Raw genomic sequence first — 23,622 nt, 5'->3', positions numbered from 1 at the left:
GCCCTGGCCGTAGAAGGCCGGTGGTGCCCGCGCACCCTTCTACCAATCTCAGCGCGCCTTGTGCAGATCAAGCGGAAACCGAAATGACCGAGATCATCGCTCATCGTGGCGGCGCCATTTTGTGGCCCGAAAACAGCATGATGGCGTTCCGCCAAGCCATCGCGGCCGGGGTGGACGCCCTGGAGTGCGACGTGCATCTCTCGGCGGATGGGGAGCCGATGGTCCTGCACGATGCCACGCTGGACCGCACCACCAACGCCCGCGGCGCCCTGGCCGAGCGGAGCGCGGCCGAACTGGCCGGGGTGAGGCTGATCGGCGCTGGCGGCGAGGCGCCGCCGCGCCTGGCAGATCTTCTCGCGCTCGTCGCGCCCAGCCGGGCTGGACTGCAGGTCGAGCTAAAGGCGGACCGGCATGGCCGGCCAGATCCCGCGCTGCTCGCCGCGGTGCTCGACGCGCTGGATCGGTTCGGCCTGCGCGCCCGCACCGAGATCATCGTCTTCGAGGCGGAGATTGCCGCCGCCGCCGTGCAGGCCGGTGGGCTGCGCAACGTGGCTTGGCTCTTCTCCCCGCCCATGCTCCGCTATATCGGCCTGGAGGGCGTGCTGGCGGTTGCGCGGCGGGCCGGGGTCTCGATGGTGGAGACACATGAGTCCGCGATGGACGGGGCCCTGCTGGGCAGCCTGCGCGGTGCCGGTCTCCGGGTGGGTGCCTGGGGCGTGAACCACGAGGCCAGCATCGCGCGGATGCTTGCGCTGGCGCCGGACGCGGTGGCCACGGACGACCCGGTCCTGGCGCTTTCCATGCGCGGCTAGGACCACGCAGCCTGCCGCCCGCCCAGAAGGCCCTTGCCGGGGCGATGTAGGGCCCCCATGCTCCCTTTAACGATAAGTATTGAGGGAGCGTCTGGGTGGGCGAGCATGCGCCAATCCTGCAGGCGGAATCCGTGTCCCTGCGCTTCGGCGGGATCAGGGCGCTGACGGATGTGTCCTTCGCCGTGAACCGCGGCGAGGTGTTCTCGATCATCGGCCCGAACGGCGCGGGCAAGACCTCCATGGTCAACTGCGTCTCCGGCCGCTACCGCCCGACCGAGGGGCGGGTCCTGTTCGATGGGCAAGACATCACGCGAATGCGGCCCAACCGGCGCGCCGCGCTCGGTATCGGCCGGACCTTCCAGAACCTCGCCCTGTTCGGCCATATGAGCGTGCTCGACAACATCATGGTCGGCCGCCATCACCTGCTGAAGTCGGGCTTCCTGCGCGGCATGGCCTACTGGATGGGCGGCGCACAGCGCGAGGAGCTGGAACACCGGCGTGAGGTGGAGGAGATCATCGATTTCCTCGAGATCCAGCATATCCGCAAGGCACAGGCCGGCACGCTCTCCTACGGCCTGCGAAAGCGCGTGGAACTGGCACGCGCGGTCGCGCTGCGCCCGAAGCTTATTCTTCTGGACGAGCCCATGGCCGGCATGAACCTCGAGGAGAAGGAGGACATGGCGCGCACCATCCTCGATCTCAACGAGGAATGGGGCATGACCATCCTGATGATCGAGCACGACATGGGAGTGGTTATGGACATATCCCACCGCGTGATGGTGCTGGATTTCGGGCGCAAGCTCACGGAGGGCCGCCCCGAGGAGGTCATGGCCCATCCCGATGTGCGCCGGGCCTATCTGGGGGAGGAGGATGACCCCACGAAGGCGGAGGCGGTGGCGGCATGAGCGGCGCCGAGGACACGCTGCCGCGCCTGCTGCGGCGCAATGCCCGCGCCCATGGCGGGGAGGTGGCGCTGCGGGAGAAGGACCTGGGGATCTGGCGTTCCTTCACCTGGGCCGAATACGAGGCGCGCACCCGCGCCATCGCCCTGGGCCTGCGGGCGCTGGGCCTGGATGGGGATGATGTCGTCGGGCTGATCGGCGACAACCGGCCGGAATGGGTGATGGGCGAGATCGCGGCGCATGCGATCGGCGCCCGCTCCATCGGCCTTTACCGGGACGGGCTGGAGGAGGAAGTCGGCTATCTCCTCGCCTTCGCCGGCGCCACCGCCGTGATCGCCGAGGATGAGGAGCAGGTCGATAAGCTGCTCAACATTGCGGACCAGGTACCGGGGCTGCGGCACATCATCTATTCCGATCCGCGCGGGATGCGGAAATATGACGATCCCCGCCTGATACAGTTGGCGGATCTCGTCGCCCGGGGTGAGGCGGCCCACGCCGCCGATCCCGCTGCCTGGGACCGGCTGGTGGATGCGACGGATGGCGAGCGCGTCGCGATCCTCTGCACCACCTCGGGCACGACCGCGCGGCCGAAGCTCGCCATGCTCTGTGGCCGCGCGCTGGTGCGCCACGCCGAAACCTACCTCGCCGCAGATCCGAAGGGGCCGCGCGACGAGTATGTCTCCGTGCTGCCGCTGCCCTGGATCATGGAGCAGATCTATGTGCTCGGCTTCGGCCTGGTCGCGCGCATGCGGGTTTCCTTCGTGGAGGAGCCCGAGACGATGATGGCGGATTTCCGCGAGATCGGCCCGAGCTTCGTCCTCTTCGCTCCGCGCGTCTGGGATTCGCTCGCCGCGGATGTCCGAGCGCGGGTGATGGATGCCTCGCCGCTCAAGCGCCGGGCCTATGAATGGGGCATGCGGCTCGGCCTCGCGGCGCAGGCGAAGGGGCGGCGCTCGCGCCTCGCGGACATCCTGCTCTTCCGGGCCCTGCGGGATCGCCTGGGCTTCTCGCGCCTCACCTCGGCCGCCACGGGCGGCGCGGCCATGGGGCCGGACACCTTCCGCTTCTTTCAGGCCATGGGCGTTCCGTTGCGCCAGCTCTACGGGCAGACCGAGCTGCTCGGCGCCTACACGCTGCACCGCCCGGGCGACGTGAACTTCGACACGGTGGGCACCGCGTTCAAGGGCGTGGAGCTGCGCGTGCACGAGCCCGATACGAATGGCGTGGGCGAGATCATCACGCGGCACCCGAACATGTTCCAGGGCTATCACGGCGTGGAGGGCATAACCGATCTGCATGATGGCTGGCTGCACACGGGCGACGCAGGTTATTTCGACAAGGCCGGCCATCTCGTGGTGATCGACCGCATCAAGGACATCGCCACCACATCGCGCGGTGAGCGGTTCAGCCCGCAGTTCATCGAGAACAAGCTGAAGTTCAGCCCCTATGTGGCAGAGGCCGTGATCCTCGGCCATGACCGGCCGCATCTTGTCGCGCTGATCTGCATCCGCTTCCCCATCGTCTCCAAATGGGCGGAGCGGAACCGGATCGCCTTCACCACCTATTCGGACCTGTCTGCACGCCCGCAGGTGATGGAGCTGCTTCGCGGCGAGGTGGAGAAGGTGAACGCCTCCCTGCCGCCGGCGCAGCGCATCCGCGATTTCGTGCTCCTCTACAAGGAGCTGGACGCGGATGACGAGGAGCTGACGCGCACGCGGAAGGTGCGCCGCGGCGTGATCAACGAGAAATACGGAACCATCATCGACGCCATCTATGCGGGCGAGGAGGCCATCCCGGTGGACACCACCATCACCTTCCAGGATGGCACGAAGCAGCGGATCCGCACCGTCCTGCAGGTGGCCTCGGCTGGCGCGGCGCGGCAGCGAGAGGCGGCCTGAGCATGGACGCGACGCTCCTCTTCCAGCTCCTGCTGAACGGGCTGATCGTCGGCGCGCTCTATGGCGTCGTCGCGATGTCCTTCGTGCTGATCTACAAGGCGAGCCAGGTGGTGAACTTCGCCCAGGGCGAGTTCCTTCTCGTCGGCGCCTGGGTGTGCTGGTGGCTGCTGACGGAATGGCAGCTCCCCTTCGCCATCGGCTTTCTCTTCACCCTGGCCTTCATGACGCTGTTCGGCATCATCCTGCAGGTGGTGGTGCTGCGTCCGTTGATCGGTGAGCCCGTGATCAGCGTGATCATGGCCACCATCGGCCTGGGCATCTTCTTCCAGGCCCTGATGAAGTGGATCTTCGGCGTGTTCGCCAAGCCCTTCCCGCCGGTCTTCAGCAGCGAGCGGGTGGCGGTGCTGGGGCTGGAGGTGCAGACGGCCTATCTGCTCTCGCTTGGCATCTCCATCGCCATCATGGCGGGCTTCGGCTGGTTCTTCCGCTATTCGCGCCACGGGCTGGCGATGCGGGCCACGGCCTTCGACCAGCAGGTGGCGCAGTCCCTCGGCATTTCCGTGCCGCGTGTCTTTGCCATGTCCTGGGCCATATCGGCCGTGGTTTCCGCTGTGGCGGGCGTGACCGTCGGCATCGTCAACGGCGTGTCCTCGGCGCTCTCGGTCTATGGGATCAAGGTGTTCCCCGCGGTGATCCTGGGCGGGCTGGATTCCGTTCTCGGCGCGGTGCTGGGCGGGCTGATCGTCGGCGTGCTGGAAAACCTCGCGCAGTATATCGACAGCCAGTGGCTGAACTGGGGGAACATGTATCAGGTCGCGCCCTTCTACGCGTTGCTCCTGATCCTGCTCGTGAAGCCCTACGGGCTTTTCGGCACGAAGAACATCGAGCGGATCTGACCCCATGACGGTGATGAACCCCGCGGGCGATTTCCGCACGAGCTACAGGGCCGACACGACGATCTTCCCCACCCAGGGAAGCCGCATCGCACTCTGGGTTGGGCTGGCGCTTCTCTGCTGCGCGCCGCTGGTGCTGGACCGCTACCTGCTCAGCCTGCTGATCAATGTCGGCACGCTCGGGATTGCGGCACTGGGGCTGAACATCCTGGTCGGGTTCACCGGGCAGATCAGCATCGGCCATGCGGCCTTTTTCGGCCTCGGTGCCTTCTCCTCGGCCTGGCTGCATGAAAGCTTCCACATCCCCGTGCTGCTCTGCATCCCAATCGCGGGGGTGATGACCGCGGCGGTTGGTCTCATCTTCGGTGCGCCCGCCGCGCGGCTGAAGGGGCTGTATCTCGCCATCGCCACCCTCGCGGCGCAGTTCATCCTTGAGGACTTTTTCGCCCGTGCGCAGTGGTTCACGGGCGGCGTCGCCGGGCGGATGACCGAGCCGCCCGCGATCGGCGGCTTTGCCCTGGACCGTGAGGAAACCTATTTCTACCTCGTCCTCGGCTTCGTCATCCTGATGTTCGTCGGCGCAGCGAACCTGATGCGCACGCGAGACGGGCGTGCCCTGGTCGCGGTGCGGGACCATTATCTCTCAGCCGAGATCATGGGCATTAACCTCGCCTACTACCGCACGCTCTCCTTCGGCATCGCCAGCCTCTATGCCGGCATCGGCGGCGCCCTCTACGCGCACCACCTCCTGTTCGTAAGCGTGGAGGCGTTCAACATCCTCTTCTCCATCCAGTTCCTCAGCATGGTCATCATCGGCGGGCTCGGCTCCATCATGGGCAGCCTGATGGGCGCCGCCTTCATGGTCGCCCTGCCGGAGGTTGTGCAGGCGGGCGCGGATGCGGTGGCAGGCAGCGCGCTGGACCGGATGCTGAAAATCGGCGGCAACATCTCCTTTCTCCGGGAGATGGCCATCGGCGCCGCCATCATCCTCTTCCTCATCTTCGAGCCGGATGGGCTGGCACGGCGATGGAGGCTGATCAAGGCGTATTGGAAGCTCTACCCCTACTCGCATTGAGAAAACGAGCCGCGCAACAGCGGCCGCCAAGCAAGAACAGGAAGGAAAACGGACGATGAAGGCAGCACTCGCACTGGCCGCGGCATTCGCCATCTCGGCTCCCGCCATGGCGCAGCAGCGCATCCCGGTGGGGCACCTGATGGACAATTCCGGCGCCACATCCGATGTCGGCGTGCCCTATGGGCAGGGCGTGGCGGATACGCTGGCCTGGGTGAACCAGACCCGGAACGGCATCAACGGCCGCCAGATGAACGTGCTTGGCTTCGACTATGGCTACCAGGCCCCGCGCGCCGTCAGCCAGTACCAGGCCTGGACGGGGCGGGAACGGGTGGTTGCGATCCAGGGCTGGGGCACGGCGGACACCGAGGCGCTGGTGCGCTTCGTGAACCGCGACCGTATCCCCTACATTTCCGGCTCCTATTCCGCGGCGCTGACCGATGCGGGCGGCAAGTCCGGCCGGCAGGGCGTGGAGGCGGCGCCCTACAACTTCTTCTTCGGCCCGTCCTACTCGGATGCCCTGCGCGGGATGCTGCGCTGGGCCGCCGATGACTGGAAGGCGAAGGGCGGGCAGGGGCGGCCGAAATACGTCCATATGGGCGGCAACCACCCCTATCCGAACTCGCCCAAGGAGGCGGGCGAGGCCATGGCGCGGGAACTGGGCTTCGAAGTCCTGCCGGCCATCCAGTTCGCCCTCACCCCCGGCGACTACACCGCGCAATGCCTCACGCTGAAGCAGCAGGGCGCGAACTATGCCTATCTCGGCAATACGGCCGGATCCAACATCTCCGTGCTGCGCGCCTGCCAGACGGCGGGGGTGCAGGTGCAGTTCATGGGCAATGTCTGGGGCATGGATGAGAACGCCATGAAGGCCGCGGGCGCCGCGGCGAATGGCGTTGTCTTCCCGGTTCGCACACAGGTCGTCTGGGGCCAGGATGCGCCGGGGATGGAGGCGATCCGCGCGATCAGCCGCATCTCCGACCCGCAGGGCAACACCTATCGCCCCGTTCACTACCTTGCCGGCGCCTGCGCCGCGATGCTGATGGTGGAGGCGATGGACAGTGCCGCCGCAAATGGCGGGCAGGTCACGGGCGAGCGCATCCAGAAGGGCTTCTACGAGCGCACGAACTGGGTGCCGAAGGGCTTCGAGGGTGTTTGCACCCCCTCCACCTTCACCCCCGATGATCACCGTGGGACGATGCGCGTGGCCATCTACCGGGCGGTTGTGAATGGCGACACCTCCCAGGGCTCGGTCGCCGAGCTGATGCGCGCGGGAACCATGCGCCTGGAGCCGGTGGCCACGGTGGAGCTTGAGCGCAAGCGCGAGCTGCTGGGCTGGTGATGTTGGACACCGTGCAGCAACCGGGACGGGCGGCGGCGGCGCAGGGTGCGCCGCCTCTGCTGGAGGTCTCGAACATCGAGGTCGTCTACAACGACGTCATCCTGGTGCTGCGCGGTTTGTCCCTGGCCGTGCCGCAGGGTGGGATCGTGGCGCTTCTTGGCGCGAACGGCGCCGGGAAGTCCACCACGCTCAAGGCCATCAGCGGTCTGCTCAAGACAGAGGAGGGCGAGGTGACGCGCGGCGAGGTGCGCTTCGCCGGCGAGCGGATCGACGGCATCGACCCGCATGAGATCGTCCGGCGCGGCATCTTCCAGGTGATGGAGGGCCGGCGCATCGTGGCGGACATGACCTGCCTCGAAAATCTCCGCCTCGGCGCCTTCACGCGCCGGGATGGGGAGATCCGGCAGGACATCGAGATGGTCTATTCCTTCTTCCCGCGCCTGAAGGAACGCACGGGCCTCGCCGGTTATCTCTCCGGCGGGGAGCAGCAGATGCTGGCGATCGGCCGTGCTCTCATGGCCCGTCCGAAGCTGATCCTGATGGACGAACCCTCCATGGGCCTGTCGCCGCTGCTGGTGAAGGAGGTGTTCGGTATCATCCGGCGGATCAATGCCGAGTTGGGCGTGACGATCCTGCTGGTTGAGCAGAATGCGCGGATGGCACTCTCCGTCGCCGATTACGGCTACGTCATGGAGCAGGGCAAGGTCGTGCTGGACGGAACGGCGGATGCCCTGGCATCGAACGAGGACGTGAAGGAGTTCTACCTCGGCGGTCACGGGGCGGAGCGGAAGTCCTTCCGCGGCCTCAAATCCTACAAGCGCCGGAAGCGCTGGCTTTGACCGGGTTCTTCGACGCGCTGGAAGCACGCCCGCCGGAGCGGCGCGAGGCCGAGCTCATGGCCAGGCTTCCTGGCTTCCTAGCGCGTGCCGTGGCCGGCTCCGCCCATGCGCGGCAGGTGATGCAGGGCGTGCCGCCCGCTGAGATCGCCTCACGCGCGGCGCTCGCCCAACTCCCCGTGACGCGCAAATCCGACCTGATCGGCGCCCAGGCGGCCGATCCGCCCTTCGCCGGGCTGAACGGCATCCCCGTCGGGCAGCTCGCGCGCATCTTCGTCTCGCCCGGGCCGATTCACGAGCCGCAGGGGGAGGGGGTGGATACCTTCCGCTTCGCCCGCGCGCTGCACGCCACGGGGCTGCGCCCGGGCGACATCATGCAGAACTGCTTCGCCTATCACTTCACCCCGGCGGGCTTCATGCTGGAGGGCGGTGCGCGTGCCCTGGGCTGCCCCGTGATCCCGGCGGGAACGGGCAACACCGAGGCACAGGCCCGTGCGATGGCGCATCTTCGGCCCCGGGCCTATTCCGGCACGCCCGACTTCCTGAAAACCATTCTGGAGCGGGCCGATGAGCTTGGGCTGGACGTGTCGTCGCTCCGCCTCGGCCATGTTTCCGGCGGCGCCTATCTGCCCTCGCTGCGGGCCTTCTATGCCGATCGAGGCCTGACGGTGCTGCAGTCCTATGCCACCGCCGAATGCGGCGTCATCGCCTATGAGAGCGAGGCCCGCGAAGGCCTGATCCTGGACGAGGAGGTGATCGTCGAGATCGTCCGTCCCGGCACAGGGGACCCGGTGCCGGATGGGGAGGTGGGCGAGGTGGTCGTCACGGTCTTCGACGATGCCTATCCCCTGCTCCGCTTCGCCACGGGCGACCTTTCCGCTGTCATGCCGGGTGCCAGCCCCTGTGGCCGGACCAATGCGCGTATCCGCGGCTGGATGGGCCGCGCGGACCAGGCAACCAAGGTGCGCGGCCTCTTTGTCCGACCGGAGATGGTCGCGGAGGTGGCACGGCAGGTCCCCGGCCTGGGCCGGCTTCGCCTCGTCGTCTCCGAGGATGGGGGACGTGACCGGATGGAGCTGCGCGCCGAGGCTCCCGATGATCCCGCGCTGCGCGAGCGGCTTCTGGCCGCGCTGCACGGCGTGACCCGCCTGCGCGGCGAGGTGGCGCTGGTTCCGCCGGGAAGCCTGCCGAATGACGGCAAGGTGGTGGACGATACCCGGCCGATCCCGGCCTGATCCCGCCGCTCAGCCCGCCACCGGCTTGCGCAGCCGGAAAGCCAGTGCCTCCGCGACATGGGCCCGCGCCACCATGGCCGCGCCGGCCAGGTCGGCGATGCTGCGGGCCACGCGCAGGGTGCGGGTGAAGCCGCGGCTGGAAAGGGCAAGGCGCTCCGCGGCGCTCTCCGCCATGGCCAGCGCCTCCGCCGCGAAGCCCTCGCGCATCGCCTCGACCGGTGCGTCGGCATTGGTGCCGATGCCCAGCCCGTCATACCGGGCGCGCTGCAGCGCCCGCGCTGCCCGGATCCGCTGGGCGACCTCGGCACTGGGCTCTCCCGTGGGCGCCCGCGCCAGCTCGCGCGGCGGGATGGGCTGCACCTCGATGGTCAGGTCGATGCGGTCCAGCAGCGGGCCGGAGAGCTTGGACTGGTAGGTCTCGCCGCAACGCGGCGCCGTGCCGCATTCCCGGCCGCCATCCCCGAGATAGCCGCAGCGGCAGGGGTTCATTGCCGCGACGAGCTGGACGCGGGCCGGGTAGCTCACATGCGCCGCGGCGCGCGCCACCATCACCCGCCCGGTTTCCAGGGGCTGGCGCAGCGCCTCCAGCGCAGGGCGGGGAAACTCGGGCAGCTCGTCCAGGAACAGCACGCCGCGATGCGCGAGGCTGATCTCGCCCGGCCGGGCCTTCGGCCCACCGCCCGTCAGCGCCGCCTGGGATGCTGAATGATGTGGATCGCGGAAGGGCGGCCGCGGGCTGATCCGCCCGCCCTCCAACCCGCCCGCGACGGAGCGGATGAGGCTGACCTCCAGCGCCTCGGCGGGGGAAAGATCAGGCAGCAGGCCCGGCAGCCGGGCGGCCAGCATGGATTTCCCCGAGCCCGGCGGACCGATCATGAGGAGATGGTGCGCGCCCGCCGCCGCGATCTCCAGGGCCCGCTTGGCGCTTTCCTGTCCGCGAACCTCCGAGAGGCAGGGGCCACGCGCGGCATCGGCGGAGGGTGCGGCCGGCGTCGGCGGCGAGAGGATCTGCCGACCCTGGAAATGAGCGATCAGCGCGCGGAGATCGGGCGCCGCCACGGCCTCGGTCGCGCCGGCCCAGCTCGCCTCGGCGCCCTGGCTGGCCGGGCAGACCAGCCCAAGTTCCCGCTCGCCGCAGGCCAGCGCCGCCGGCAGCACGCCTGCGACGGGCTGGACGGAGCCGTCCAGCGCGAGTTCTCCCATGGCGGCGAAATGCGCCAGCTCATCCGCCGGGATCACCCCCATGGCCGCCAGCAGCCCGAGGGCGATGGGCAGGTCGAAATGGCTGCCCTCCTTCGGAAGGTCGGCCGGGGCGAGGTTCACCAGGATGCGCTTCGGCGGCAGCGAGAGACCGAGGCCGGAGAGAACGGCGCGCACGCGCTCCCGGCTCTCGCCCACGGCCTTGTTCGCCAGCCCGACAACGGTGAAGGCCGGCAGCCCCGCCGAAACCTGCACCTGCACCTCGACCGGCAGCGCCTCGACGCCCTGGAAGGAGAAGGTGGTGACCCGGGCGAGGCTCACCCGCGCCACTCACCCAGGAAGCGGGCGAGGAGGCCTCCGATGACCTCCACATTGTAGCCGCCTTCCTGGATGATGGCCGTGGGCAGCCCGAGCGCCGCGACGGCCGCGCCGGCCCGGGCGAAGCCGTCGGAGGTGACGCGGAGCGCCGCCAGCGGCTCGTGCTCCGACGCATCGAAGCCGAGCGACACCACGAGCGCATCCGCTCCGAAGGCGCGGATGCGGGCAATGCCGGCGGCCACCGCCTCCAGCCAGCCCGCATCCTCGGTCCCCATGGGCTGCGGCAGGTTCAGGTTGAAGCCCGCGCCATCCCCGGCCCCGGTTTCCGCCGCATGGCCGACGAACCAGGGATAGTAGGAATCGGGGTCGGCATGGACGGAGACGGTGAGCACGTCGCCCCGGCTCCAGAAGATCCCCTGGGTGCCGTTGCCGTGATGGCTGTCGATATCCAGCACCGCCACCCGGGTCGCGCCGGCGTCGCGCAGGGCCTGTGCCGCGATCGCGGCGTTGTTCACGTAGCAATGGCCCCCGGCCCGCGCCGCATAGGCATGATGGCCCGGTGGTCGGCAGAGCGCATAGGCCGTGCCGCCCTTCGCGGCGATACCGGCGGCGGCCAGGGCGCATCCCGCCGCGGCCTCGGCCGCCTGCCATGTGCCGGGCCCCACCGGGCAGGCCGTGTCCGCCGTGTACCAACCGGCCTTCCCAACGGCCTTGGTGGAAGGCCGGGCGCCCTGGGCGAGCATCTCGGGGGAGGGATGGATGTTGGACACGATCTCGGCCCCCGCGCCGGGGATCGCGGCCCATTCGGCCGGGCCGTCCCGCAGCCAGTCCAGGTAGTCCGGCGCGTGCACGCGCTCCAGCGCGGCGCGGGCGGGCAGGGCGGGCAGGACAGGCTCGATGCCGAGGGCCTTCAGCCCCTCCCGAAGGGAAGCCGCCCGGGCGGGCACCTCGAAATTCGGGCGAAGCACGCCGCGCATGAGGAAGAACTGCGGCGCATGCGCCGATTCCAGCGGATGGTCGAAAGCCTGCATGCCCGGACCCTATGGGTGGTCCGATGGCTTGTCCACGCAGGCGGCGCCGGTGCCTCGACAGCGCGCGCCGAGCGAGTAGCCTGCGCGCCTCGACGACCGCCAGGATAATCCGATGATCCCTCTCGACCCCGGCGCCAAGCGCGCAATCCTAGAGGCCGTGACGGCACTGGAAGGGGAGGCGGTGGACCGGCTCGCGGCGCTGGTGCGCTGCGACTCCACCCTGGGGAACGAGGCGGGCGCGCTGGAACTGATGGCGCGGAACTATGAGTCGCTCGGCCTGGCGGCCCGCCGCATCCCGACCGATCCGGAGGCACTGAAGGATCATCCCGGCTTCTCGCCGCCGCTCATCTCCTATGCCGGGCGGGACAATGTCGCTGCTCTCCACACCCCGCGCGAGCAGCGCGGCCGCAGCCTGGCGCTGCAAGGCCATGTGGATGTGGTGCCGGAGGGGGCGGCCGATCTCTGGATCACCCCGCCCTATGAGCCATCTATCCGCGATGGCCGCATGTATGGCCGCGGCGCCGGCGATATGAAGGCCGGCATCGTGTCATACCTGACGGCCTTCCAGGCGCTGAAGCTGGCCGGGCTCCAGCCGGCAGCCCCCGTGCAGATGCAGGCGGTGATCGAGGAGGAATGCAGCGGCAACGGCGCGCTGGCCACCATGCTTGCGCTTCCGAAGACGGATGCGGTCGTGATCCCTGAACCCGGCCCTGGGCTCGCGGCCATGTACTCGGCCGAGGTCGGCGTGGTCTGGGCCTGGGTGACCGTCACCGGCCGCCCTACCCATGTCCGGGACATGCATGCGGGCATCAACGCGATCGAGGCCGCGATGCAAATTGCCCGCCGCTTCAAGGATTATGAGAACGAGCGGAACCGGGCCGAGAATATCCACGCGGCCTTCCGTGGCGTGAACCACCCTGTGAACGTCAATCTGGGCACGGTGGAGGGCGGGGAGTGGAACTCCTCCGTGCCCACCAGGGCCCGCATCGGGCTGCGGGTGGGCGTGATGCTGGGCTACAGCGCCGCGCAGACCAGGACCGATATCGAGCGCATCGTGGCCGAGGCGGCGGGCGAGCCCGCCCTGCGCGGCACGCAGGTGAAGCTGGAATTCAAAGGCTTCATGGCCGATCCCTGCGCCTTCGACATGGAAAGCGAGATCTGCCGCCTCGCCCGCCGCTCCTACGCCGAGATCTCGGGCGGCGAACTGCGCGAATACCCGGCCACGGGACTGACCGATGGCCGCTTCTTCACCCTCTACCAGGATACGCCGGTGGCCTGCTTCGGGCCGGACGCTCAGGAGATCCACGGTATCGACGAGAGCGTCGGCCTCGCCTCCATGCACGCGATCACCGGCAGCATCGCGCTTCTCATGGCCGAATGGTGCGGAGTGGAGAGGGCATGAGTAACATCCCCTTCTCCGGGGCGCGGCTCTGGGCCTCGCTGATGGAGATGGCCCGCATCGGCGCGACGCCGAAGGGCGGCTGCAACCGGCAGACCCTCACGCCCCTGGACGCGGAGGGAAGGGCGCTGCTCGCGCGCTGGGGGAGGGAGATCGGGCTGAGCCTCACCACGGACCGGCTGGGCAACATGGCCCTGCTGCGTCCCGGCCGCGATCCGTCCCGCAAGCCCGTCGCCATCGGCAGTCATCTCGACACGCAGCCGACCGGCGGGAAGTTCGACGGCGTGCTGGGCGTGCTCGCCGGGCTGGAGGTGATGCGCGCCCTGCACGAGTCCGGCACGGAGACGGAGGCGCCCATCCTCCTGATCAACTGGACCAATGAGGAGGGCGCACGCTTCTCGCCGCCCATGATGGGCAGCGGCGCCGCCATGGGCGCCTTCACCGAGCAGCAGGTGCTCGACACCACCGATCCCGATGGCGTGCGCTTCGGCGCGGCGCTGGAGGCGATCGGCTGGAAGGGCGAGGGAGACCCGGCCGCGCTTCGGGATCTCGAAGCCTATTTCGAGCTGCATATCGAGCAGGGCCCGATCCTGGAGCGGGAGGGCCTCGATCTGGGCGTGGTCACCCATGCCCTGGCGCAGCAATGGTTCGATGTCGTGGTGACGGGCGAGGAGTCGCATGCCGGCGGCGCGATGTCGCACCGCAAGGATGCGCTGGTCGCGGCCTCCATCCTCGTCCAGGCGCTGGAATCCATCGCGCATGAGGCGGGGGGCGACGGGCGCGCGACCGTGGGGCGGATCGCGGTCGAACCCTCCAGCCGCAATGTCGTGCCCTCCGTGGCGCGATTCAGCGTCGATCTCCGCCATGGCGACGAGGCCGCGCTGGACGGCATGGCCGCCGCGCTGCGGGAGCGTGCCGTGGCCGTCGCCGCCGCCCGCGGCGTCTCGGTCGAGGTGAAGCCCTTCTGGGCCTTCCCGCAGACGCCCTTCGATCCCGCGCTGGCCGAGCGCCTGCGCCAGGCGGCGCGCGCACGCAGCATCTCCTTCCGCGACATGCCCACCGGCATCGGGCATGACGCGGTCTATGTCGCGCGGCAGGTGCCGACCGTGATGATCTTCAGCCCCTGCCATGGCGGCATTAGCCACAACGAGGCCGAGAGTATCACCCCGCAATGGGCCGAGGCGGGCTTGCTCGTCCTGGCCGATGCGGTCGTCGCCACTGCCGGTATCGTGAGGGCCTGAGCATGCGCATCGCCATCGGCGGCTTCCTGCACGAAAGCCATTCCTTCGCGCCGGTCGCGACGGGTTGGAAGGATTTCGCGGAACCCGGCGGCTGGCCCGCGCCGCAGCGCCCGGCCACCCTGCTGGACAACCTGCGGGCAACGGGCGTGCCCGCGGCCGGCGCGATCGATGCGGCGGAACGCAGCGGGCTCCGGATAGCGCCGCTCTCCTGGGCCTTCGCCAATCCGGCCGGGCCGGTCACCGCGGAAGCCTTCGAGCGCGTGGCGGCCTGGATCGTCTCGGACCTGACCGCCGCCATGGCGGAGGGGCCGCTGGACGGCATCTATCTCGACCTGCACGGCGCCATGGTGGCTGAGGAGTTCCCGGACGCCGAGGGTGAGTTGCTCCGCCGCCTGCGTGCGGTGGCCGGGCCGGACATGCCGATCACCTGCAGCCTCGATCCGCATTGCAACCTGACGGCCGCCATGGTGGAGCGCGCCGACGCGCTCTCCCCTTTCCGGACCTATCCGCATGTGGACATGAAACAGGCCGGCGCGCGCGCGCTGAAGCTGCTGGTGGAGCGCATCCGGCGCGGCAAGCCCTTCGCCCGCGCCTATCGCCAGGTGGATTTCTGGCTGCCCATCACCAGCCAGTGCACCCTGGTTCCGCCCATGAGCGAGGTCTATGCAGAGCGGGAGCGGATCGCGACGAGGCACGGGGTGTCCGAACTGGCCTTCTGCTTCGGCTTTCCCTACGCGGACTTTCCGGGCTGCGGCATGGCGATCGCCGCCTATGCCGCCGACCAAGCCGCGGCGGATGCGGCGGCCGATGAATTCCTGGCCTTGCTGAACCGGCGCGAGCGCGACTTTGCCGGCGAGATCCTGCCCGCCGACCGCGCGGTGGCTGAAGCGATGAAGGTGAATGCCACCCGCCCCGTGGTGATGGCGGACACACAGGACAACCCGGGCGGCGGCGGCCATGGCGACACGACCGGCCTGCTCGCGGAACTCGTGCGCCAGGGCGCGCGCCATGCCGTGGTCGGTTCCATCAACGATGCCGAGAGCGCGGCAGCCTGCCACCGGGCGGGTGAGGGGGCGACCGTCTCCCTCAGGCTCGGCGGCAAGAGCGACGGCGCGCCGCTCGAGGTCACGGCCCGCGTGTTGCGCCTTTCCAATGGCCGCTTCACCTGCACGGGCGCCATGGCTGGCGGCAATCCCGCCGATCTCGGACCCAGCGCCCTGATCGCGATCGGCGGCGTCCGGGTGATCGTCACCAGCCGGAAGATGCAGGCCTATGACCTTGCCCTGTTCCGCCATATCGGCGTGGAGCCGGCGCAGGAGAAGATCGTGGTGGTGAAGTCCTCGGTTCATTTCCGCGCGGACTTCCAGCCCATCGCGGAACGCGTTCTGGTCGTGGCGGCGCCGGGCCCGGTGGTGGCCGATCCGGCGACCCTGCCCTTCCGCAACCTCCGCCCGGGCCTGCGCCTGCGCCCCGGTGCGAACCAGAGCTGGGGATAGGTCATGTTCAGCCATGTGATGATCGGCGCGCGGGACCTGGATGCGATGGCCCGCTTCTATGACGCCGTGCTGCTGCCGCTCGGCCTGGAACGCGGCCCGGATTCGGTCGCGGGTCCCAGGGGCATCTGCTACCGCCTTCCCGGCACCCGGCACCCCACCTTCGACGTGCAGCAGCCCTTCGACGGTGAGCCGCCCACCCCGGGCAATGGCTGCATGGTGGCCTTCTTCGCCCCCAGCCGTGCGGCGGTGGATGCGGCCCATGCGGCCGCCCTCGCTCATGGCGGAAGCGACGAGGGCCGGCCCGGTTTGCGCGAGCGCTACGCCCCCGACTACTACGGCGCGTATATGCGGGACCCCGAGGGCAACAAGCTGCACGTCGTGCATCGCGGCGCCTGACGATGCGCGTGGAGCGCATCTCCGGCCTGCCCCCCGGCTTCCCGGCGCTGCGCGACGCTGCCCTCGATGAGGGCTGGCGGCTTCTGCGCGTGCTGGAGGAGGACTTCCGGAGCGGGGCGTTGCGTTTCGACGCGCCGGGCGAGGGCATCTTCGCCGCCTGGCAGTCGGGCAACCTGGCGGGGATGCTGGGCCTGAGCCGCGATCCCTATGCCGAGGAGCCCGGGATCGCCCGGCTCCGCCGCCTTTATGTCCTGCCCTCCCAGCGCCGGGCAGGCGTCGGGCGCGCCCTGGTGGAAGCCACCGCCGCGGCGGCTTCCAGCCACGGCTTCAACACGCTCCGGGTCCGTTCGCCCGGCTCGGCGCGGCGCTTCTACGAAGCCTGCGGCTTCCTGCCCGCTGTGCTTCGCTCCGCCACCCACATACGGCCGCTCTGACCGGCAGGCCCGATCACATGGCGTCGGCCGTGGCCTGCAGCTTGCGCACGGCGTCGCGCGCCTGGTTGATGTCGCGGCCGGTCGCGGCAAGTTGCCGCTGCCATCCATGCAGGCTGGCCTGTAGCTGCTGGGTGCTGTCCCGCAGCGTGTAGAGGCTCTCGCGGAAGTCGTTCACGGCCGCGCGCTGCTCCTCCTGCGCGATGGCGAGCAACCGGAGCGCAGTCTCCAGCCGGTCCTGCGGGGTGCGGGTGAGGGGGAGGATTTCAGACATGCGGTAAACTCCGGAAAAGCTGACCGAAGGCTTAACGCCAGCGATCCGGGCCGCGCATCTTCAAACCGCGTTAACGAAGTTCAATTTTGAGACGCGCCCCCGGATATGGAAACGGCCCGCCGGGTTTCCGCGGCGGGCCGTAGCCTTTCGTCCCCGAGGGGAGCGCGTCACCGCATCTCGGTGCGCGCCACCGCCTGGCCGGCCGAGGACTGGGCCGGCACGGCGCCGGGCAGCGCCACTGCCTGCTGCGCCGGCACCGCGGCCACAAGGGCCATCGACACGGCCGCGAGATAAGGAATGGACTGCACCAGGAGGATCACGGTCCACAGGACCGCTTCCCAGGTGCCGCCGCGATGCGCCAGCGTGATCCCGGCGGCGGCGAGCCAGAGGAGGAGCATGAAGACCGCCTCCTGCCGCGCCGTCATCAGCCCCTGCACCAGCGCCGGCGCATTCTCCATCTTCGGCGTCCGGGCGAAATGGGCCCGCCGCTTGAAGAAGCCCTGCCAGACGGCCTTTCCGATGGTGTGGGAGAGCGCCAGCCCGCCCAGCGCCGCGCCGAGACGGTCCCAGGCGCCGCAGGCCACGCGGGCACGGTACAGCATCCAGATCTGGGCGAACTTGAAGAGGAACAGCCCGATGCTGGGGATCATGAACAGGGTGATCGGGAACTCGTCCGACAGGCCGATGGAGACCAGCGCCGTGCGGAGCCCTTCCGTGGCGATCTGCAGCCCGAACAGGTCGATGACCGGATAAAGGCGCGTCAGCGGGATCAGGGTAAGGCCGACCGACCAGACCAGGCCACCGACCACGAAGGCCAGCCCCAGCGCATCGCCGAGCCAGGGGAACCAGCCCATCACGAAGTGGAAGCGCTGGCCCTGGGTCAGGCTGCGGTCGAACGGGTTGAGCAGCGCCTTCCAGTGGTGCTTCACGATCTGCACGGCGCCGAAGGCCCAGCGGTGGCGCTGCTTGCGATAGGCGGCGAAGTCGTCCGGCATCACGCCGCGGCCCATGCTGTCGGGCACATAGACGGCCTCCCAGCCCTGGCGCATCAGCTTCAGGCCGAGCTCGCTGTCCTCGCAGATGCACCACTCGGCCCAGCCGCCCGCATGCTCCAGCGCCGACTTGCGGATCAGGGTCATGGTGCCGTGCTGGATGATGGCATTTCGCTCGTTGCGCGTGACCATGCCCGCCTTGAAGAAACCGGCATACTCCCAGAACATCAGCCGCTTGAAGACGCCCTGGTTGCCGTCCCGGTAGTCCTGCGGGCTCTGAGTGAAGCCCACCTCCGGGCGGTTGAAGAAGGGCACCATCCGGCGCAGCCAATCCGGCCGGACCAGGTAGTCGCTGTCGATCACGCCGATCACCTCGGCATCCCGCGCTGTCTCGCGCAGGGCGAAGTTAAGGGCGCCGCCCTTGAAGCCGGGCCACTTGCCCAGGTGGAAGAAGCGGAACCGGGCGCCCAGCCGCGCGCAATGCTCCGCCACGGGCTCCCAGAGGGCAGGGTCGGTGGTGTTGTTGTCCACCACCAGCACCTCGAAATCCGGGTAGTCCAGCGCGGCGAGGGCGTCGAGCGTGTCGCGCACCATGTGCGGCGGCTCGTTGCAGATGGGCAGGTGGATGGAAACCTTGGGCAGCTTCGCGCCGGCCGGGGCGGGAAGGGCGGGCCAACGGCGCTTGTCATGCCGGCCGAACAGCGTCTCCGCCAGCTCGAAGCTGTCCGAGAGCAGGAGGCCGAGCAGCAGGACCTGCCCGGCAACCAGCAGGGACCAGACCACGCCCGCGGTGGTGGACATGTAGGTCTCGCTCATCGCCAGCACCACGCAGGTGCCGAGCGCCACGAAGGCCTGGGAAAGCCCGGCCAGCAGCACCTTGCCCTGCCAGCGGATATCCGGCCGGCGGGAGAGGAAGAAGAAGGCGGCAAGGAAGGACAGGAGGCTCGCGCCCAGTGCCCAGCCGAACCAGCCCGGCGTCTCCTGCACGGGGCCGGTCAGGGGCCACTTCTGATGGCGGTCGAGGTCGTACATGCCCCAGTGGCCGGCGGCACGGCCTTCGAATGACACCTTCCAGGGCTGGTCGAAGGCTTCCATCACGAAGTAGTCGAGGCCGCGCTGCTCGGCGATGTTGAAGAAGCTGCGCATGAACAGCGCCTGGTTCACGCGGGTGGCGCGGGCCGCGCCCTGGGCCACGCCGTCCGAGGGCCAGCCCACCTCGCCGATCACGACCTTCTTGCCGGGGAAGCGCGCCTGCACGGCGTCAAACTTCTCCATGATGAAGCGCAGCGCGTCGTCAATCGGCAGCCCCTCCCAGTAGGGAAGGAGGTGGATGGTGATGTAGTCCACCGCATTGCCCAGCTCGGGATGGTCCATCCACACATGCCAGGGCTCGGCGGTGGAGACGGGCTGGCGGACCTGACGGCGGACCTGCTCGATATAGCCGACCATCTGGGCCGGGGTGACGTCGCCGCGCAGCACCGCCTCGTTGCCGACCAGCACGCGCTCGACGTTGCGGCTCTCCCGCGCCACCTGCACCAGCCGGCGCAGCTCGGCCGCGTTGCGGTCCAGGCGCCGGTCCAGCCAGGAACCCAGGGTGATCCTGAGGTCCAGGCCCGAATTCCAGGCCAGTTCGGGGATCCGCTCGATCCCGCCATGGGCCGCATAGGTGCGGATATGGCGGGTCAGCGGCGCGACGCGGCGAAGGTCGCCCTCGATCTGCTCGGCGGTTGGCCAGTTGTTCCCCTCGGCGCTCTGGCCGCGCTGGTAGGGGGCGAAGGCCAGGCCGTTCACCTGGCCGCGGAAGTCCGGCATGGGAACGGGGCGGTTCAGCGTCCACCAGGCCGCGAGATGGGCCAGGGCCACCAGCGCCAGCACGACCAGGGTCGTGCGGTGCCGGGCCAGGCCGCGCGGGGAATGGCTGGGGACCGAGACGGCTTCGGGGCTGCGGGTGGGGCGCGGTGCGGCGTGCGCGTTCATCGCGTGAAGGGCTCCGGCGCGGGGCACCCGATCACCGCCCGGCCGATCCGGGCTGACATGATTCGGGCGCCCCCTGCGCTCGGTGCCATCAGCCCCCCTGGCTGCGGCGCGCATCCGGCCCAATCTGGGCAACATTGCGGCGCAGCAAGAACATCCGGGGCACCTGCCCAGGTCCGGCTTAGGCGTCCGCGGCCCAAGGCGTTATCATGGGGCGGCCAGGATGGCCTCTCCGCCGCCAGCCCATCCACGAACAGAAGGATCCCCTTTCCGGTCATGTCAGCGCTCCTGGAGATCGGCATCATCATCTTGCTGGTGCTGCTGAACGGCGTCTTCGCGATGAGTGAGCTGGCGATCGTCTCCTCCCGCCGGGCGAGGCTCACGGCGCTGGAGCGGTCGGGCTCCACCGGCGCGCGCGCGGCGCTGGCCCTGGCCGAGGACCCGCAGCGCTTCCTGCCCACGGTGCAGGTCGGGATCACCTTGGTGGGTGTGGTCGCCGGCACCTTCGGCGGCGCGCGGCTCTCCGCGACCCTCGGCCCGGTGCTGGACCGCATCCCCGGCGTGGCACCCTATGGCACCGAGGCGGCGCTGATCCTGGTGGTCATGCTGATCACCTATCTCTCCCTCATCCTGGGTGAGCTGGTGCCGAAGCAGCTGGCCCTGCGGGACCCTGAGCGGCTGGCCATCCTGGTGGCCCGGCCGATGCTGGCCCTCTCCCGCGTTTCCTCCCCGATCGTCTGGCTGCTCTCCAACTCCTCGGCCCTGGTTCTGCGCCTTCTCGGCGCGAACACGACGATCGAGCAGTCCGTGACGGAAGAGGAGGTAAAGGCGGTGGTTGCCGAGGGGGCCGAGGCCGGGGCGCTGGAAACGGAGGAGCGCCACATGATCGAGCGGGTGCTGCGCCTGGCCGACAAGCCCGTGCGCGCCCTGATGACCCCCCGCACGGAAATCGCCTGGCTGGACCGGAACGCCACCCCGGAGGAGGTTTCCGAAAAGCTGAAGGGCGAGACGGTCAACCGCTTCATCGTCGCCGACGGGCGCGTGGACAATGTTGTCGGCGTGGCCGCCGCGAAGGACCTGCTGGATCAGGTTCTCTCCGGCCTGCCCATGTCCGTGGCGGGCGTGCTGCGCCAGCCCATGGTGCTGCCGGACAATCTTTCGGCCCTTGATGCGCTGGAGCGGATCCGCCAGGACCCGCTCGGCCTCGCCCTGGTCATGGACGAATACGGCTCCTTCGAGGGGGTGGTCACCGCCGCCGACCTGCTGGAAGCCATCGTGGGCGAGCTGGGCGCCCCTGCCATCCCGGCCGAATCGGGCCCGGCGGTGGAGCGTTACGATGGCAGCCTTCTGCTGGACGGCATGATGCCCAGCGATGAGCTGCGCGCCCGGCTCGACCTGCCCGCCCTGCCGCAGCCCGGAACCTATCACACCGTGGCCGGGCTGATGCTCGCCCTGCTCCGGCGCGTGCCGCAGGAAGGGGATCGCATCGTCTTCGGCGGCTGGCGATTCGAGATCGTGGACATGGATGGCCGGCGCGTGGACAAGGTGCTGGCTGCCAAGGACGAGGTCGTCTCGGCCTGATCAGCCCGGGCCCGGGCGCATCACCCGGGCCTGGCCCGAAACCCGGATCGATTCCCCTGCGCCGGTCGTGATCGCCGCGTGGAGGCGGGAGGGCATGCCCATATCGTCGCCTTGGTGAATGGCGATGGCACCGCCATGCGGCCAGCCGATATCGCGCAGATAGCCGGCCAGCGCCGCCGCCGCGGCCCCGGTGGCCGGGTCCTCCAGCACCCCGCCCGCGGCGAAGGCGTTGCGCGCCTGGAACAGGGCCGGGCCCGCGGCGTGGACAAGGGCGATCGTGACCAGCCCGGCCTGCTCCATCAGGGCTCGGCCGGACGCCAGGTCGTAGCGCATGGCCGCCAGATCTGCCCGGTCCCGCAGGGCCAGGACGAGATGCCTCGCCCCCGCCTCGGCCAGGGCCGGCGGAATCCGATGGTCCAGCGCCGATCCGTCCAGCCCGAACAGGGCAAGGGTCCCGGCGACCAGGGCGGCATCGGCCGGGGCGCTGCGGGTGGGTGGCGATTGCAGGGCCGCCCGCAGCCCGCCCGCCTCGCGCCAGCCTTCCACGCTGATGGTTCCGACGTTCAGCCGCAGCGCGTAACGCCCATCGCCCCGGCGCAGAGCCAGCGCGGCGCCGAGGGCGATGGTCGCGTGGCCGCAGAACGGCACCTCCATCGCGGGGGCGAAGTACCGCACCCTCCAAGCCTCCGCCTCGGGCGCGGCGAATACAGTTTCGGAATAGCCGATCTCCGCCGCCAGGGCCTGCATGGTGGCGGCATCCGGCAGGGCAGGGGCGATGACCACCCCGGCCGGGTTGCCGCCCGACTCGCCATCCGAGAAGGCGGCGATCCGCTGGACCTCCATCCGGGTCAGCCCCGGCGGGCCCAGTGGGCCTGGATGGAGGCGAGGGCCAGGCCGCCGCACATGCCGATATGCTCCACCGCCACATGCATGGCCTTCACCGCGTCCGGGCCCGACATGGTCCAGAAGGAGTGGACGAGGAAGATGGTCAGGATGGTGAAGATGGCGAGCGCCCCGGCACCCAGCCAGGCATGCCGCCCATGGATGACCAGCGCCGCGCCGACGAGCTGGGTGACAATCACGGCGATGGCGATGGGCGCCGCAGGCTGCAGGCCGAACATGCTCATCTCCGCCTGGGCGCCGCTGAAATCGGTCAGCTTGGCCAGGCCGCTCGCCCAGTAGGGAAGGGTCAGCACGATCCGCATCAGCACGCCGAAGGCGCGGCTGTCCAGGATGGCGGCGATGGGGCGCGGCGTGGCGTTCATGGCGTGGCTGTCTCCCGTCCGGCGGGGCCGGAGCGCCCCGCATCATGGGATGGTCCTTGCCACGGCGGAAGGATGGGCGCCCCCTCCGGATGGAGGGGGAATGAGATCAGGCACCCCCGGCGCCGGCCGTCCGGGCGATCGGGGCCACGAACTGGGGCTCGGTGTCCCAGGGGAAGAGGATCCAGGTGTCCTGGCTCACCTCGGTGACGAAGCTGTCCACGAGCGGGCGCCCGGCCGGCTTGGCGTAGATGGTGGCGAAATGGGCGCCGGGCAGCATGCCCCGCACCACCTTCGCCGTGGTGCCGGTATCCACGAGGTCGTCCAGCACCAGCCAGCCCGTGCCATCCCCGGCGGCATCCGGCGCCTTGGCCACGCGCGGCTCGCCCTTCTTTTCCTCGTCATAGGTGATGACGGAGACGCTCTCGATCAGGCGGCAATCCAGCTCGCGCGCGACGATCGCGGCGGGGATCAGCCCGCCGCGGGTGATGGCGACGATGCCCTTGAAGCCGCCATTCTCCGGGCCCTTCCCGACCAGGCGCCAGGCGAGGGCCTTGGCGTCCCGGTGAAGCTGGTCCCAGGTGACGGTGTAGTAGCGCGGGGCCATGAGGCGGTCCTTGTAAACTTCCGGTTCAGAACATCCGGGCGCCATTCGGCACCGCCTGGTCCGGGCGCAGCAGCACCACCGCGCCCGCCTCGTCGGGCACGCCGAGGACCAGCACCTCGCTCGGGAAGCCGGCGATCCGGCGGGGGGCGAAGTTCACCACCGCCATGACCTGCCGCCCGATCAGCGTCTCCGGCGCGTAATGCACCGTGACCTGGGCGGAGGAGCGGCGGATGCCGATGCCCTCCCCGAAATCGATGGTCAGCTTGACCGAGGGCTTGCGCGCCTCGGGGAAGGGCTCGGCGGCGATCACGGTGCCGGCGCGGATGTCGATCCGGTCGAATTCAGCGATGGTGGCGGGGGGCGCGGCGTCCATCACGGCGCGATACCGGAAGCGGCGCGCCCCGGAAAGATGCCGAATGGGCAATGTGGT

At 69.6% G+C, this 23,622-nt stretch carries 22 protein-coding genes; 14 read left to right on the top strand and 8 right to left on the bottom strand.

Annotation, left to right across the window (positions count from 1 at the left end):
- The first annotated feature begins 83 nt into the window (after positions 1–83).
- From J8J14_RS04480 to J8J14_RS04445, 8 genes are all read left to right on the top strand, one after another.
- On the top strand, positions 84–812 hold the full coding sequence (locus J8J14_RS04480) for a glycerophosphodiester phosphodiesterase (RefSeq protein ID WP_209378248.1): 729 nt from the start codon (positions 84–86) through the stop codon (positions 810–812).
- A 95-nt stretch (positions 813–907) separates the two neighbouring features.
- Complete coding sequence (locus tag J8J14_RS04475; protein WP_209378247.1) at positions 908–1,717, top strand: ABC transporter ATP-binding protein; 810 nt, start codon at positions 908–910, stop codon at positions 1,715–1,717.
- A complete protein-coding gene (locus tag J8J14_RS04470) occupies positions 1,714–3,612 on the top strand; it encodes an AMP-binding protein (RefSeq protein WP_209378246.1) in 1,899 nt (632 codons plus the stop codon). The genes J8J14_RS04475 and J8J14_RS04470 overlap by 4 nt, the downstream gene beginning before the upstream one ends.
- A 2-nt stretch (positions 3,613–3,614) precedes the next feature.
- Positions 3,615–4,508: a branched-chain amino acid ABC transporter permease gene (locus tag J8J14_RS04465; protein ID WP_209378245.1), complete on the top strand. Its 894-nt coding sequence runs from the start codon at positions 3,615–3,617 to the stop codon at positions 4,506–4,508.
- A 4-nt stretch (positions 4,509–4,512) separates the two neighbouring features.
- Positions 4,513–5,580: a branched-chain amino acid ABC transporter permease gene (locus tag J8J14_RS04460; RefSeq protein ID WP_209378244.1), complete on the top strand. Its 1,068-nt coding sequence runs from the start codon at positions 4,513–4,515 to the stop codon at positions 5,578–5,580.
- Between the two features lie 55 nt (positions 5,581–5,635).
- Entirely contained in the window at positions 5,636–6,919 is a 1,284-nt protein-coding gene (locus tag J8J14_RS04455) for an ABC transporter substrate-binding protein (protein ID WP_209378243.1), read from the top strand.
- On the top strand, positions 6,919–7,758 hold the full coding sequence (locus J8J14_RS04450; RefSeq protein ID WP_209378242.1) for an ABC transporter ATP-binding protein: 840 nt from the start codon (positions 6,919–6,921) through the stop codon (positions 7,756–7,758). Before J8J14_RS04455 ends, J8J14_RS04450 begins: the two co-directional genes overlap by 1 nt.
- Positions 7,755–8,990 (top strand): phenylacetate--CoA ligase family protein, encoded by a 1,236-nt coding sequence (locus J8J14_RS04445; protein WP_245215368.1) that lies wholly within the window; start codon positions 7,755–7,757, stop codon positions 8,988–8,990. Before J8J14_RS04450 ends, J8J14_RS04445 begins: the two co-directional genes overlap by 4 nt.
- A gap of 9 nt (positions 8,991–8,999) precedes the next feature.
- Here the strand turns inward: J8J14_RS04445 and J8J14_RS04440 are convergent, their stop codons facing one another.
- On the bottom strand, positions 9,000–10,511 hold the full coding sequence (locus J8J14_RS04440; RefSeq protein WP_209378241.1) for a YifB family Mg chelatase-like AAA ATPase: 1,512 nt from the start codon (positions 10,509–10,511) through the stop codon (positions 9,000–9,002).
- On the bottom strand, positions 10,508–11,539 hold the full coding sequence (locus tag J8J14_RS04435) for a histone deacetylase family protein (RefSeq protein WP_209378240.1): 1,032 nt from the start codon (positions 11,537–11,539) through the stop codon (positions 10,508–10,510). Before J8J14_RS04435 ends, J8J14_RS04440 begins: the two co-directional genes overlap by 4 nt.
- Positions 11,540–11,651: 112 nt before the next feature.
- On the opposite strand from J8J14_RS04435, the gene J8J14_RS04430 reads away from it, so the two are divergent.
- From J8J14_RS04430 to J8J14_RS04410, 5 genes are read left to right on the top strand one after another with little or no spacing between them, the layout of a single operon-like run.
- Entirely contained in the window at positions 11,652–12,941 is a 1,290-nt protein-coding gene (locus J8J14_RS04430) for an ArgE/DapE family deacylase (protein WP_209378239.1), read from the top strand.
- A complete protein-coding gene (locus J8J14_RS04425) occupies positions 12,938–14,179 on the top strand; it encodes a Zn-dependent hydrolase (RefSeq protein ID WP_209378238.1) in 1,242 nt (413 codons plus the stop codon). The genes J8J14_RS04430 and J8J14_RS04425 overlap by 4 nt, the downstream gene beginning before the upstream one ends.
- Positions 14,180–14,181: 2 nt before the next feature.
- The gene (locus J8J14_RS04420; protein WP_209378237.1) at positions 14,182–15,675 is read left to right on the top strand and encodes a M81 family metallopeptidase; all 1,494 of its coding nucleotides are present in this window, start codon (positions 14,182–14,184) and stop codon (positions 15,673–15,675) included.
- A 3-nt stretch (positions 15,676–15,678) separates the two neighbouring features.
- A complete protein-coding gene (locus tag J8J14_RS04415; protein ID WP_209378236.1) occupies positions 15,679–16,071 on the top strand; it encodes a VOC family protein in 393 nt (130 codons plus the stop codon).
- 2 nt (positions 16,072–16,073) lie between these two features.
- Positions 16,074–16,505, top strand: a complete 432-nt coding sequence (locus J8J14_RS04410) for a GNAT family N-acetyltransferase (RefSeq protein ID WP_209378235.1) — start codon at positions 16,074–16,076, stop codon at positions 16,503–16,505.
- 13 nt (positions 16,506–16,518) lie between these two features.
- Here the strand turns inward: J8J14_RS04410 and J8J14_RS04405 are convergent, their stop codons facing one another.
- Positions 16,519–16,776: a hypothetical protein gene (locus tag J8J14_RS04405; protein WP_209378234.1), complete on the bottom strand. Its 258-nt coding sequence runs from the start codon at positions 16,774–16,776 to the stop codon at positions 16,519–16,521.
- Positions 16,777–16,943: 167 nt separating this feature from the next.
- A complete protein-coding gene (locus J8J14_RS04400; RefSeq protein WP_209378233.1) occupies positions 16,944–19,745 on the bottom strand; it encodes a glycosyltransferase in 2,802 nt (933 codons plus the stop codon).
- Between the two features lie 273 nt (positions 19,746–20,018).
- Between J8J14_RS04400 and J8J14_RS04395 the strand changes: the two genes are divergently transcribed.
- A complete protein-coding gene (locus J8J14_RS04395; protein ID WP_209378232.1) occupies positions 20,019–21,323 on the top strand; it encodes a hemolysin family protein in 1,305 nt (434 codons plus the stop codon).
- On the opposite strand, the gene J8J14_RS04390 is transcribed toward J8J14_RS04395, so the two are convergent.
- From J8J14_RS04390 to J8J14_RS04375, 4 genes are all read right to left on the bottom strand, one after another.
- Positions 21,324–22,166 carry a PhzF family phenazine biosynthesis protein gene (locus tag J8J14_RS04390; RefSeq protein ID WP_209378231.1) on the bottom strand — a complete coding sequence of 281 codons (843 nt, stop codon included), beginning with the start codon at positions 22,164–22,166 and terminating at the stop codon, positions 21,324–21,326. It lies immediately after the preceding gene.
- Positions 22,167–22,171: 5 nt separating this feature from the next.
- The gene (locus J8J14_RS04385; RefSeq protein WP_245215367.1) at positions 22,172–22,588 is read right to left on the bottom strand and encodes a DoxX family protein; all 417 of its coding nucleotides are present in this window, start codon (positions 22,586–22,588) and stop codon (positions 22,172–22,174) included.
- A gap of 106 nt (positions 22,589–22,694) precedes the next feature.
- Positions 22,695–23,192, bottom strand: a complete 498-nt coding sequence (gpt, locus tag J8J14_RS04380) for a xanthine phosphoribosyltransferase (protein WP_209378230.1) — start codon at positions 23,190–23,192, stop codon at positions 22,695–22,697.
- A 25-nt stretch (positions 23,193–23,217) separates the two neighbouring features.
- Positions 23,218–23,565: a tRNA-binding protein gene (locus J8J14_RS04375; RefSeq protein WP_209378336.1), complete on the bottom strand. Its 348-nt coding sequence runs from the start codon at positions 23,563–23,565 to the stop codon at positions 23,218–23,220.
- Positions 23,566–23,622: the final 57 nt, after the last annotated feature.

It is taken from the genome of Pararoseomonas baculiformis (assembly GCF_017813395.1).
Lineage (GTDB): Bacteria > Pseudomonadota > Alphaproteobacteria > Acetobacterales > Acetobacteraceae > Roseomonas > Roseomonas baculiformis.
This window is presented reverse-complemented; position numbering and strand designations above follow the sequence as displayed.